Source organism: Pseudoalteromonas sp. APC 3224 (assembly GCF_030407535.1).
In the GTDB taxonomy this organism is placed as follows: domain Bacteria; phylum Pseudomonadota; class Gammaproteobacteria; order Enterobacterales; family Alteromonadaceae; genus Pseudoalteromonas.
The window spans coordinates 1-13508 of record NZ_JASDDF010000055.1 but is presented as its reverse complement, the minus strand read 5'-3'; the positions used below and the strand labels follow the sequence as shown (position 1 = coordinate 13508).

The 13508-nt window shown below is 38.4% G+C and carries 12 protein-coding genes and 1 pseudogene; 5 read left to right on the top strand and 8 right to left on the bottom strand.

The features are described 5' to 3' along the window. Positions 1-301: 301 nt before the first annotated feature. From QL989_RS18510 to QL989_RS18500, 3 genes are all read left to right on the top strand, one after another. Positions 302-937, top strand: coding sequence for a TetR/AcrR family transcriptional regulator (locus tag QL989_RS18510; RefSeq protein ID WP_290171585.1), 636 nt, complete (start codon positions 302-304; stop codon positions 935-937). Positions 938-984: 47 nt separating this feature from the next. Further along, positions 985-1977: an MDR family oxidoreductase gene (locus QL989_RS18505; RefSeq protein WP_290171584.1), complete on the top strand. Its 993-nt coding sequence runs from the start codon at positions 985-987 to the stop codon at positions 1975-1977. A gap of 72 nt (positions 1978-2049) precedes the next feature. Beyond that, complete coding sequence (locus QL989_RS18500; protein ID WP_290171583.1) at positions 2050-2466, top strand: VF530 family DNA-binding protein; 417 nt, start codon at positions 2050-2052, stop codon at positions 2464-2466. A gap of 55 nt (positions 2467-2521) precedes the next feature. On the opposite strand, the gene QL989_RS18495 is transcribed toward QL989_RS18500, so the two are convergent. Then, positions 2522-2953: a DUF3859 domain-containing protein gene (locus tag QL989_RS18495; protein WP_290171582.1), complete on the bottom strand. Its 432-nt coding sequence runs from the start codon at positions 2951-2953 to the stop codon at positions 2522-2524. Between the two features lie 56 nt (positions 2954-3009). Beyond that, positions 3010-4827, bottom strand: coding sequence for a phosphotransferase (locus QL989_RS18490; RefSeq protein ID WP_290171580.1), 1818 nt, complete (start codon positions 4825-4827; stop codon positions 3010-3012). 230 nt (positions 4828-5057) lie between these two features. Here QL989_RS18490 and QL989_RS18485 point away from each other — a divergent pair, with 230 nt between their 5' ends. After that, positions 5058-6575 (top strand): leucyl aminopeptidase, encoded by a 1518-nt coding sequence (locus tag QL989_RS18485; RefSeq protein WP_290171578.1) that lies wholly within the window; start codon positions 5058-5060, stop codon positions 6573-6575. A 134-nt stretch (positions 6576-6709) separates the two neighbouring features. Here QL989_RS18485 and QL989_RS18480 read toward each other — a convergent pair whose 3' ends face one another. Then, on the bottom strand, positions 6710-7555 hold the full coding sequence (locus QL989_RS18480) for a DUF417 family protein (RefSeq protein ID WP_290171576.1): 846 nt from the start codon (positions 7553-7555) through the stop codon (positions 6710-6712). Between the two features lie 122 nt (positions 7556-7677). On the opposite strand from QL989_RS18480, the pseudogene QL989_RS18475 reads away from it, so the two are divergent. Further along, positions 7678-7868 (top strand): annotated as a pseudogene (locus tag QL989_RS18475) (methyl-accepting chemotaxis protein); the annotation flags it as partial. 40 nt (positions 7869-7908) lie between these two features. On the opposite strand, the gene QL989_RS18470 reads toward QL989_RS18475, so the two are convergent. The 5 genes from QL989_RS18470 to QL989_RS18450 all read right to left on the bottom strand — a co-directional run. Further along, positions 7909-8457 carry a cytochrome b gene (locus QL989_RS18470; RefSeq protein WP_290171575.1) on the bottom strand — a complete coding sequence of 183 codons (549 nt, stop codon included), beginning with the start codon at positions 8455-8457 and terminating at the stop codon, positions 7909-7911. 447 nt (positions 8458-8904) lie between these two features. After that, entirely contained in the window at positions 8905-10368 is a 1464-nt protein-coding gene (locus tag QL989_RS18465) for a serine hydrolase (protein ID WP_290171574.1), read from the bottom strand. Between the two features lie 242 nt (positions 10369-10610). Next, positions 10611-11900 (bottom strand): S41 family peptidase, encoded by a 1290-nt coding sequence (locus QL989_RS18460; RefSeq protein WP_290171572.1) that lies wholly within the window; start codon positions 11898-11900, stop codon positions 10611-10613. A gap of 78 nt (positions 11901-11978) precedes the next feature. Then, positions 11979-12293: a DUF1330 domain-containing protein gene (locus tag QL989_RS18455; RefSeq protein WP_178956048.1), complete on the bottom strand. Its 315-nt coding sequence runs from the start codon at positions 12291-12293 to the stop codon at positions 11979-11981. Positions 12294-12666: 373 nt separating this feature from the next. Further along, a partial coding sequence (locus QL989_RS18450; protein WP_290171571.1) for an acyl-CoA thioester hydrolase/BAAT C-terminal domain-containing protein occupies positions 12667-13508 on the bottom strand: 842 nt, incomplete at its 5' end.

Here is a 13508-nt window from a genome sequence, read left to right as displayed (position 1 = left end):
TTATCGCCTATTTATGGGAAATAACCACACCACATAGGCGCTGCCTTGCCTAAATACCAAACAGACAGCTGCAAATTTAACCTTGAAAGGTCAACAGACCCTAATCAACTTTAACATATATAACTTTATTAAAATGTTCCGACATATCGGCTCAAAAACACATAAGTGTCATATTTGTGACTGGCAATATAAGCTAAAGTTCCTCATTAATTTGTAATCGAAAAATGAACAGATTTCGTTGTTTTATAAAGATTGCAAATAAACACTTGATTATTTAAAACCGATCGGTCTAATATAAGTTATGAATAAAATATCAGCAGTTACAAATAGGCGTGGCCGCCCACCCAAAATAGCCAGAGACAACGCAGACACTAAAGCGTTGCTCCTTCGTGTGGGATTAGAAACCCTCACTGAGTTTGGTTTTAGTGCCACAGGGCTCGACACCATATTAAAAAAAGCCAAAGTCCCTAAGGGCTCGTTTTATCATTACTTTAAAAGTAAAGAAGCATTTGGCTTAGCTTTGGTTGATGCGTACGACACGTTTTTTATAGCTAAACTTAAGTTTTATTTAGAACAACCTGAAGTACCGCCCCTAGAACGCATTGTTAACTTTACCCAAAGTGCTATAGCTGGGATGCAAAAGTATGATTACAAACGCGGTTGTTTAGTAGGCAATTTAAACCAAGAACTCAATCATTTAAGTGACGAGTTTAAAATACGCCTAATGCAAAGTTACCATGCTTGGCAAGCACAGTTAACACAGTGCTTAGACTTAGCTCAACAGCAACATACTATTAAAACTGATGTTGATACTACACAAATGAGTGAATATTTTTGGATTGGTTGGGAAGGCGCTGTAATGCGAGCTAAACTAACACAATCAAGCAAACCACTGACTTTATACACAGAAATGTTTTTACGCGCATTACTCAGATAATGCATTTTTTTATCAATTTAAAGACGATCGGTCTAAAAGGAAATCTAATGAGCAATCCTATTAAAGCTATTGTTATAGATAAGCAAGACGACAACTACAGTGCCAATTTAAGCAGCATAAACAGTGACGATCTACCAAACGAAAATGTATTAATTGACGTACTGTACAGTACCCTAAATTACAAAGATGGCTTAGCCATTACTGGCAAAGGTCCTGTAGTTCGCAGCTTTCCTATGGTACCTGGCATTGATTTAGTAGGTACAGTTACTAACAGCGACAGTGAAGAATTTAAAGCTGGCGATAAGGTTATTTTAAATGGCTTTGGTGTCGGCGAAAAACACTGGGGTGGCCTAGCCCAAAAAGCGGCTCTTAGCAGCGATTGGTTAATTCCCCTACCCGCTAACTTATCTGCTAAACAAGCTATGCAAATTGGTACTGCCGGTTACACAGCAATGTTGAGCGTAATTGCCCTTGAAAAACAAGGGATCACTCCTGACTCAGGTGAAGTGTTAGTCACGGGTGCCAATGGTGGCGTAGGCAGTTTTGCTATTTATTTACTAAGCCAGCTAGGTTATCAAGTAACCGCAGCAACAGGTCGTATGGAACAAGCTGACTATTTAAAATCATTAGGTGCAACTAATGTAATTGATAGGAACGAGTTTTCAAACTCAGGTAAACCACTGCAAAAAGAACGCTTTGCTGCTGCAATTGATTCTGTAGGTAGCCACACACTTGCTAATATTTGTGCCTCACTTAAATACGGTGGCGTAGTAACAGCTTGTGGGCTTGCACAAGGAATGGATTTACCAGCGTCTGTGGCGCCATTTATTTTACGTGGTATTTCTTTGATGGGTATTGATAGCGTAATGCGTCCTAAAGCGGATCGTGTTCAAGCATGGGCTCGTTTAGCATCCCTAGTTAGTAGCGATTACTTAGATAAAATTTCGACCGAAATCACACTTGATCAGGTTATTGAAAATGCTGAACAGCTCATGCAGGGCCAAATTCGTGGTCGTGTTGTGGTTAATTGTCAAAGTTAAGCATTTTTGCTATTAAACTCTCGTTATTAAATTTATAATACTAGCCGTATTTTTAATAACGAGAGAACACCTATGAGCAACCAAGAACTTTTCAGTAATAACCCACTGCAAGGCGTTAAATTAGAGCAAGTGGTTGAAGAACTGGTTGAGCAATATGGGTGGGAACTCCTGCATGCCTACTTACAACTCAACTGCTTTAAAAATAATCCTGACATTAAGTCAGCAGTTAAATTTTTACGTAAAACCGAGTGGGCACAACAAAAAGTAGATAATTTCTATTTGTACCGCCTTAAAAACTTACCACGCCCAGATGACGTGCAATACGAATTGCCACCCCGCGACCGTATTATCCCTGAAGGTGATAAGCCAGGTGAACCATGCGAGTTAAGTTTTTCTGATGCTAAGCGTATTCAAGAGAAAAAAGCTGCCAAGCAACGTGCCCGTACTCGTAAACAGCGTTCAAGTTCAAGTAACCCTTGGGGTAACTAAGCTAATTTCATAAAAGAGCTAACTTTATTGTTAGCTTTTTTGCTTAATGAAGAAATTAATAGCCTCGGTGTTTCCAAAAGTCGTCTTCTGTTTTGGTTTTTTCTTCGCTAAGTTTAAATGTTTTATCCGCAATGACTTTTCCTGCTAATGATAAGGTCATACGCCAGTTACCTATTTTATCTTCTATAGGCTCCCATACCGTATCCCCTAAATAAAACGACCAATCGTTATCTTTAACATATACATTCCCCTCAAAAGGCAGCATCACTTCGCCATCGGCATCTATAATACCGGGATGATAAATACAATAATGTAGTTTTTCGCCTTTGGCTTTTTTGATATTTACTATCAGGCCAAATTCTATATCAAGTTCTGCTTTTACTTGCGTAGTGAATTGCGTGATTTGTGGTAACGCTTTGTCAGCTTTGTCCCATTTGGAATATATACCGTAGCTTTCTAATGTAATTTGTGGTTTAGATTTTGCCATTTAACTTTCTATTTTTTCTTTCTATTGTTAAGCCACCAGCCTCAGCGAGTGACTTATTAATTAAGTAGTTGTTTTGGATTTTTAGGATAATAATTGCTGGATTGCTGCTCGCATAAACTAAACTCGCGAGTATTTTTATACGGCAACTTCATAAAACCAGCGACCCCCACATCAGTAATATTAACCGCGTACTGCATGAGTTTATTTAGCAAACGTTTAAATTCAACTTCTTTACTAGCATCGAGTAATCGATAGTAATGGTGAATCTTCATCCTATCTGGTAGTGCTTCAAAAATAATACAACCCGTATGATGTATCTGGTTTAGCTCAAATACACATTTAATCACCTTTTTAGGCAGTTGCAGTTGCTCATCGGGATCTTTACCATCTTCAAAATATGAGTGCGGACGGGTTACATCGCTGGCTTTTACATTAACCACTTCATAGTCAAGCTCAGGTAACTGGTTAAATTTAAACGCACCGGTGCCATCGCGTTCTAGCTGAATCGTTTTACGGGCATCAAATAAACAACACTTAAATAAGCCCTTTTGACTAATCGCTTGTGCAAGCATCACTGTATTGTTTACCGCATCAGTAAATGCGGTTGCTAAAGCTTCATCGTGCATAATAAGTGATGACTCAACATACAGAGAATCATCTTTCCAATGAAAACTCAGCCCCCCTACTACTGGGTATTTCGCTAAGCGACTAATTGACGCTAAAAACGCTTTTTCGGTATCCCCAGTATCAAACAAAAATTCTTTGTAATACCTATCTAACTGAGCATCGTTTACATCGAGTAATTGCTGTTTATGGTCGGCTTGGCGTAAAAACTGTTTTCGGGAACTATATACAACGGTTTCGGGCTCAGGATCTTGGCTAAACCAAAAAGGAATGCGTGCTTTAGTGTCTTGCTTTGGTAGTTCTGGTAAAAACGCTTTTGCCATGGTTTCTATGTTACGCATAAAATAGTCGCCGGCTTTGTCCCTGACACTACGCTCTTTTGAAAGCATGCCGTCAATTACATTCGCCAGCTCTTTAGGGAGCATTAAACTACTGGCCGGAATAGCCTGAGCACCAAATCGACAAGACTGAGCCGATGCAAGTGCATACAAAGTTGATGCAACCCCCTGCTCATCAAAACGGGGGGATGACTTTTCGCCAGACATTTGCGCATCACCAATAAAATACACATCACCCATTCGCGCGTTAGTGGTGCTTAAATCACCCGACATTAAATCCATAAAATTACTGGCAATTGGGTTGCCTTGTTCATCTACTTGGGCATATACCGAACTACCCCAATCAACCAATGAAAGCTGCTTGGCATTTTCATCCCAAACCAAGTTAGAGGGTTTAATATCGCCATGCACAATAGGTTGTGGGCTTAATCCATTTTTATGATGGCGTAAATCAAGCAACACGTTTCTTAATTTAACCGCTAAGTTCATTATTTTTGCGGCAGATAGCCGCCCTTGCTTAAGTGATACTTTTTCAAGATCTTCACCTATTGCACGAGCCATCATCAAAATGCCCTGTTTTTTAATTCGCTCAAAGCCATAAAATTTTGGTATTAGCGGATTATCAATTTGAGACAGCATATACGCTTCGTCTTCAAGGCGATCTCGCACACTTTGTGCCAGCGTTATTCTTGAAAATTTAAACACCCAAGGCAGGCCATGTTCATCATCACCCGCAAATACAAATCCAAACGCACCAGAACCAATCATTTCAACATTTTTATAGCCAAGTAGTGTTAGCTGTTTAATACAAATGTTAAGCCATTGGCGATGCTTTTTGGCATCACGGTGCGATAACAAATAAACAGACTGTTCTTCGTTAATATAAAAGTTGCGAATTTCTTTTGCTTTCAATGCAGATTCTCTAGGTTGGTGGTTTAAAGCTGCGTAATGCCTTTATGTTTGATAGTAACGCGACCGTTATTTTTATTAAACCTTTAAGGTCACTTCCATTAGTCAAATTTATATTATTTACTAATGATTTTGACGTATATCGCTGATATTTGCGGTTTCACCGTATCCTACTTACCCATAACAGTCTAAATAGGGTAAAACACCCCTTTAAATTATTCTTAGGTTAAAAAATGAAACGTATTATAAAAGCCTCTTCAATCGCGCTTGCACTGGGTATGTGTATTAATGCACAAGCAGCAGACTTTAATTTTTCTACAAAAGTAGACAGCGACGCAAATACGCTGGTTGTATTTTATAGCCAAGATGGCAGCAACAGCCAATTTAAAACACTTGATAAACAATTCGATGGCCAATTACAACGTGTTATCGATATAGAAAACTTTACTGGCGATTACGCTAAAGTCGCGCAACTTGTCGCGCCTAGTAAAAGTAACTACAGCCGTATTTTGGTTGTAGGTACAGGTAAAGCAGACGAATTAAATAAAGCAAAAGCGGCTAAGTTAGGCGGTAATATTCATGCTCGCCTAGTTAAAGCTAAAGCGGGCACTGCCAGTGTTATTTTTGATGATGTTACGGGTGCAAACGACAACGCAGCACTTGCTGCTAATTTTGCCCACGGTGCAAACCTACGCGATCACCGTTTTGAAAACTACAAAAAAGAACCAAGCACTGAAACAGTTAGCTATACGTTTGATGTTGATAACACCAAGCAAACTCGCAAGCTTTACAGCCAATTAGAGAGTATTCAAGCAGGTGTATTTTTAGCACGCGATTTAACATCAGAAGTGGCTACAGAAATGACGCCGGTTGATTTTGCCAATGCAGCAAAAGAATTAGCGTCGTTAGGTGTTACTATCAAAGTGTTAGAGCCTAAAGAGCTAAAAAAGCTAGGCATGGGCGCATTAGAAGCTGTAGGTAGAGGTAGCCAGCAAGGTGCACGTTTAGTGGTTGCTCATTATAAAGGCTCTGACGATGCCCCTATTGCCCTTGTTGGTAAAGGTATTACGTTCGACTCAGGTGGTTACAGTATTAAAACCGGTGCGTCTATTGCACGTATGAAATCAGACATGGCTGGTGCTGCTGCAGTACTTGGTACTGTAAAAGCAATGGCGTTAGCTAAAGCCGATAAAAACGTGGTAGCCGTTATGGGCATGGCAGCTAATATGGTATCGCAGTTTGCTGTAGCTCCTGGCGATGTTGTTCGCACCGCTGAAGGCTTAAGTGTAGAAATTTTAAATACCGATGCTGAAGGTCGTTTAGTTCTAAGTGATGCAATGTGGTATGCACGTGAGCACTACAAGCCAGAGATCATGATTGATGTTGCAACCTTAACGGGTTCTAAAATTCGTGCTGTTGGTAATGAATACGCAGCGGTATTCTCTGATGATGACACGCTAGTATCGCAACTTACCCTTGCAGGTAAACAAGTAAACGAAAACCTATGGCGTTTACCGTTAGGTTATAAAGATATGTTGAAATCTGACATTGCCGATATAACAAATGTGGGCTCAGGTGGCCCTGGTGCAACCACAGCCGCTTCTTTCTTAGAGCATTTTGCTGGCGAAACCCGTTGGGTACATATCGATATCGCTGGTAATGCATTAGTGAAAAAAGGCAAAGATGAGCTTTCACCAGGTGGTACAGGTTTTGGTGTACGTTTACTAAGCGAATGGTTATTAGCTAACTAATCAGTATAAATTGATAATTAAAAGCGCCAAAATGGTTTACTGTTTTGGCGCTTTTTCGTGTATGAATAACGTGCTTATTTATACACATTATTTTATTTAATAATTTTGTATTGGTAGCAACAAAGCATATTGCTTTAACTGTGTTTAGCTGGTTTAGAGAGCATTAAAGTGGCAATAACAATTAAATTTCCCACATACCATAAATCTTTAATTACAAATTGCCCTAACCGCGCCAACAGCGTACTTGAGCTAAATGCGTTAGGGGCAGACAGTAAAAACGTTTGGGTCATTAAAAAAACGCTCAAGCATGCTAAACCACTAACTATAATTAGTTTTTTATTATTTAATAAAATACCAGCGCCTAGTAGTAGCGCAAATAATACATCAAACCCACCAATCACGTTCGACGCACCTTGCACGCTAAATAAACTATATAACCAAGACATAAAAGGCGAGGTTTCGACTAAGCCTACAATGGCCTTAGCTTCAAAATCGTAAAATTTCATACCGCCAATCCATAGCAAAACCATAGCCACAGGAATAAAGTTTAAAAGGACATGCTGTTTGTCGCTCATCTTATTTTTATAAAATAAAAATAAGTATAAAGGCACTGCAGCAAAGTATTTAATTATTCCCTGCCCACTACCAATAATAGGAAAGCCCCCTAACTGAGTCATCCAGCGATTACTTGCTAATAAGGTTAGTAAAGGCAAAATACTAACAACAAGCGCTAGTATAAATGCTGAGGTTGGCTTTATTAATTTAAAATGTGCCAATAGGGTGACCACCACTAACATAATCATGGCTGTACCACTTAGTAGACCTAGCGTATTAGTATTTAATACGCTATCGAGCGCGTAAAAGCTAAATGTCGCAATTAGTGTATTTGGATTTGCACCGAGCGCAAACGATACACCAAGTAGTATAAAGCTAAGTGCAAGTAAAAAGGTAATTGCGTTATTTGCATATGTTAAGTTCATTGTGTGTCCTTTAAATCTTTAATGACTAACAAAGACCATATTTTTACAAAAAACAATTCAACAAACGTTAAATGATTTTATAAAATGTCTGCAGACAAGATTTTATCCCATTGACTATAAATAATGACCGCACTAAGCAAATTTTTAATGACCCCACAGGCATTCACTGCGGTAGCCATGCAGAGAGCTTTTAATTACAAACCTATAAGCGCGATACCGGCGAGATATTGCATGATCTATCGGTGCCAATTATATGTAAATGGTAAACATTGGGGGTGGGTTTAGAATTGGGTTTAAGAGTATTAAACATTAAAAAAGGGAGACTCTGCCTCCCTTTTTACTGTTAAGTTTTATTATTTAGGTAAACGCATTCGCGATACCGTATTATCAGTTAAAACATAATGATGAAACAAAGCCGCAGCCGCATGTAAACCTATTACGTAATACCCCACTTCCCCTGCGGTTTCATGTATCTCTTTAATACTTTTAGCAAGCTCAATGTTTTGAGCAACCAAAGCAGGTAATTCTAACCCGAAAAACGGGATAGGTTTACCTGCTAAGCTCAAAATTAGCCAACCCGCTATAGGCATAGCAAACATAAACAGATACAGCGCAATATGAATAAATGTAGCTAATTTATTTTGCCATTTTGCAGGCTCAGGAAGTATGGCAGGTGCTGCACCACCCACTAAACGCGCAACTAACCTCACACTAACTAAAGCTAAAACCGATAAACCCAACATAAAGTGCCACATTTTAAAGGCATCACGGGTTTCGGTGCCTTTATCAAATAATTCACGTAGCTCAATACTACCGTACACAGCAACAATTAAAATAAACATCAACCAATGCAAAGCAACAGAGAGTGTATTGTAATGAGTATCTGTATTTTTAAAATTCATAATACCTCCTAATAAACGCATTAAAGTTAAAAGCTCACTTATGCATATGAGTACATGTATACAGGCTAACCTTTAATCACTCACAGTTTAATGATCTGAAACATAAAATGAGTTACTAAGTCAGTTCAATGGTTTAATGATTCTGGAATTTAAGTATTAGTTACAATAACTGAGCAAGCTTAAAATAAACTTAAATAGTAGGAATAAAAAACGGCAACCTAAAGTTACCGTTTTAATAAATCAATGTGTTTAAAAGTAATATACAGCAGTAAATATAAGAACAATGAGGTCGTCTGGCTTTGAGTAACTAATACTTTTACAGATTGCGCTTTTGATGTCTGAAGTAAAGATTTACCGCATATAGTTCGACCAGCATAGTTTTTTAAAGCGCGCGAAGTATGGTAGTTGCCTTAGCGCGATTTTATTTATTGTCTACGCTTTGTTAGGTTATTGGTTCAACCGAGCCAGCTGCTTAAGGGCATGTTGATTATTCGGCAAAAATGCGAGTACTTTTTCGTAATTAGCTATCGCTTCTGGTTTATTTCCAAGTGCAGCATAGGTTTCACCTAAACTATCATATGCATTTGCATTGTCGGGAAACAAATGAACATTTAGCTTAAATATCTCTAATGCCTTTGCTAGTTCATTTTTAGCCACATAGCGATAGCCCAAAAGATTAATTTCTTGCACATCAAACGCTGCACTTACTTTCATCTCATCCGCTAAAGTGATGGCTTGATTAAAGCCCTGTTTTTTAATCCCTTGGAAAAGTTTGAATAAGTCTTGTGACAACCCCCAACCATTTTCAGCTTTCATCTCAGGGTAATAAAAGCCAGCAATTTCATCAATAAAGAATATTGGCAAGCTTCCTAGCTTATTAGTTAATACAATGATGGTTAAGTTATCTTTTGGATAAATCACCATTGAATTAGCATCACCACCACTGGCACTTACTGCTGGATGCTGCTCTCGTCCAATTGTTTGCCAACCTAGAGCGTAACCATTTTCTAAATTGCTAAAACCTGCAGTTTGACCACTCTTTAAACGCGTTGGTGACCACATTTCTTTAAGGTACTTCTCATCAAGGAGTTTTCGTTGTTGAAGCGCTATCGCGTAATTAGCAAGCTCAGTTGCGGTAGCACTCATACCCGCCGCAGTTCTAAAGAATGGGTCGAAAGTTATTTGTACCGTCTTTAGCTTTCCTTGATTGCCAGCAACGTAAGGACGAGCTTGATTAGGGACAATAGATTCAGTATGAGCAAAACCTGCAGCCAAAGTTATGGGCATATCTAGTTTAGCCAACTGATTTTTCTGAATATAATTAGAAAAAGGCTGACCCGATAACTTATCAATAATTTTACCTAACAAAATGTAACCTGTTTGGTTGTACTCAAAGCGGCTATTGGTTTCATAACGCATTGGTAAAGTAAGTACTTCTTGCCACGCAGGATCTGGCTGACCATTGGAAATTAAATCAACCCAATGACCATTTAATATTTTAGGTAAACCAGAAGTATGGCTTAGCAGCTGACGGATAGTTAGCGGTTGCCATGCTTTAGGCAAATCATCTAAATGCTTTGAAATCGGATCGTTAACCGATAACTTGTTTTCAGCGGCAAGTTGCATAATTGCAACGCCAGTAAAAGCTTTAGTCATCGAAAAAATAGGAAAAGGGGTATGGTTTTGTACCGTGACCTGGTCTTGTAAGTTCGACAGGCCGTAACTGGCTTTTTTTATCAGCCTATTGTCTTTAACGATTGCCAGTTGTAATCCTGGAATATTAGCTGTGCGCATTTTCTCTATTAAAAAGTCATCTATTTCATCGGCCTTTACTTGTGGTAGTAGGCTGGTTAGTAATAATATGCTTAATGATAAAATGTGTAAGCTGCAACGAATGTTTTTCCTAAACATTGGAACGCGTTTTCCTTAATTGTAATAGTTTAGATAGAATACCTTTTATAAATAAAAATATTCAAAGGTAAATATATGGCTCGAAGTTAGTTATACATTTATACTCGAGTATCAGCGCTTGTAGTTTAGCAAAATACGCATTAAAGACAATTGCTTAGATTTTTATACTAAGCAATTTTTTAAAGCGACAGCCACTTTAGTGAACGAACAAAATGCTAATATCAGTTCTCGGTGTTTAAGCGTCACAACGAAGAAACTTTAACGCCAGTCATTTGCAGCTCACCATTTGGCCTTGTCAAAATAAAGCGCGGGCTGACCATCTGCAAATTACTATGTATTAAGTTTAAAAACTGGATCCCCCCAGTTTGAGTGCTTCTTCCTGTTGTGTCTTCGCCAACCAATGGCGCAATTGAAAAATCTTGTAGGGTGTTAGCAAACACAATTGCTGACGAATAAGTGTAAGCCCCTATTTTTACAGCAACATCCCCGGTAAAAAAGTTAGCAAGATCAGGTTCTGGCTGTATAAAACGAGTGTTTTCACCAGACTCAATTTCACCTACTATTTGGCCTGGATCACGATACTTTAACAACACCTTAGAGCGATAATGGGAAAAGTGACGATATGGTACATCCGTTATATAACGCATAATTCCTGCCATCCAAAAGTCATCATCGCCACCGCCATTATTACTGATATCAATTATTAGGTGCTTTATGTTTTTTTCTGTTAGCTGAGTAAAAGTGGCGTCCATAAAGGCAAGGTATTGCTTAAAATCAGGCCATGAAAATGAATTAACTGTAAGGGTTGCCGTCTCACCTGTGTACTCAACATTAAAAGTATCTACAAATGAGCGTTCAACCATGCTTTGTGGCAAAGTTTTGCTCGCAGCTAGCGTGAGCTCTTCATCTGCTAAGGTAATGCTAAATTGTTCTGAGTAACCAAACGTTAAATATAATAAACGATGAAATTGACGTGCTAATACTTCTTGTCTAAATTCATCAGTATCACCATGTGTGCGGCGTAATAACTGAGCTACGACTTGCTCATATGGCACGCCATTAATCGCCTTTATTTGCTGCTCAGCATAGCCACTCTTGGTACCGCCTGTGTTAGATTTTATATAAAGTTGCTGGTTTACAATCGCAACTTCAAATGGAAAAAGCCCCACGCCACCATTGACCCATTTACGCCATTGCGACGTAGAAGCATGCCCTACTTTTAAATGCCCATCAGCCAATGTTGAATTTAATACCGCTAAACGGGCCCATAACTCCCGCACGCTAAGTTCATCGGTAATAGCTGCGGTTATAGTATTCAGTTGCAAGTAAAAAGCATCAATGTCGGCCACACTGTGTTTTAAATCAGGGTGTGTACTGTGCAGCCATTGTGACCACTGCGCAATATCTCGCTTTGCTTGTTGAGGTGTGATTATTTGTTCAAAAGGTAAGTTAGTAGCTTGCACGGGCTTAATACCCGCAAAACTAACTAATACCAATAATGCTATATTTAAAACCTGCTTTAAGTAGTTCATACAAAACCTTTATTATTTGCTTTAAAACTTAGTCGCAAAAACTGTTATAAAGGTTTAAATACAAAGTAAAAATATTTTTTAGATGATATTTTGAGAGTCTTTTTCATAGCCCGCAATGATTGTTACGTGAGATACAGACACGTCAAAGAATTGAGCTTTTACTTTTAAATATTCAGGATCGGAAAAGAAGTTTTCTGAGATGGTTTTATTTGGGAAATGAATTGTAAAAACTCGATTAATAGGAGTATCAACTTTTGAAAGAAGAACCTCCGAAACTACAAAATCAAAACCGAAACCGCCACCAAAAGCACTAAGAATAGGTGCCATAGCCGCTCGATAGTCTGAATACGCGCCATTGTCCGAAACTTCCAAGCCAACTAAAAATTCATACATTTTGTAACCTATTATGTTAAAGACTAAACTAATCCATCACGCCCAAATAATAGGCAAATTTAGTTGATTTAAATAAGTGACGAAGGAGAAAAGCCAACAATTTTTTGTCCTGTTGAAATGGCTTGATTCTCATTCAGCCTCCTCCCCTGCATCGCGATTATTCAACTACGATGAAAGGGTAACCAACCTTATAGGAGACAGCTCAATGAACTTTTACAGTAACATGAATCCATAATTTGCTGTAAGCTACCTACTTAACAGACGAAGCAAACGAAGCAAACGAATTGTTTTTTGATTTAGAATTAAACGTCAATTTATGAAAACGGTAAAAAAACTAGTCCATTGACTCGGTTAAGGTTCATATATGTTAGCACTATAAAGTACGCATGAAATGGTCAATTATTGACTGTTTTATTTCAGGCGCTGTCTCTTGACTAAAACCATGACCTGTCGGATATGCGTTGTGTGTGACGGAATGTTTGAAATTATGTTTTTTAAGATATTCCTCTATCTCGTTCGACATTTGAAATGAAGGCCAAACTTGATCGTTTTTTGCTGAAATCAGCAATATTGGACCATTTATTTTTTCGAAGGAGAATAATGAGTTTGCTACATTGTCTTTATTTTCTAAAGCAACTTCAAATCGATTAAGTAAAGGAGCCTTTTCATCAAGTTCCAAGCTTAAAGCAGGAATATCTTTTCCGTTAAATGTCCACGCTGACCTTGCTGTAGTCATTCCGTACCAAGCTACTTTACTTGGAGTTGTCGCTACAACAGATTTTATGCGTGGTTCCTTCGATGCTAATAAAAGCGCTAATTCAGCTCCCCTAGAACCACCAATAAAACCAATTTTTGACGAATCTATTGAAGAAACAGTCTCAAGATAATCAATTGCACTTAAAAAATATTCTAAGGGTATTTGATCTAGTGTCTGAGCAATCCCTTTTTCTTTAAAGTAGGCGAGCCCTAATACAGCGATCCCATGTGGTGCAATCATTTTACCATTGGCATCACCTGTGCTGATTCCTCCCTCAGAACCACCGATTGCAATAACCACAGGAACTTTTTCTGAGGTATTAGGAAGATAGAGATTGGCAACAATGTTTTTGAACCTCACTTCCTTAACAAAAAAGTCTTGCGCACTTGATACGCTCGAAAATAAAGTTATCAATATAAATATAAATTTAATACGCATGTCTTCCTCTTGTGGGACTA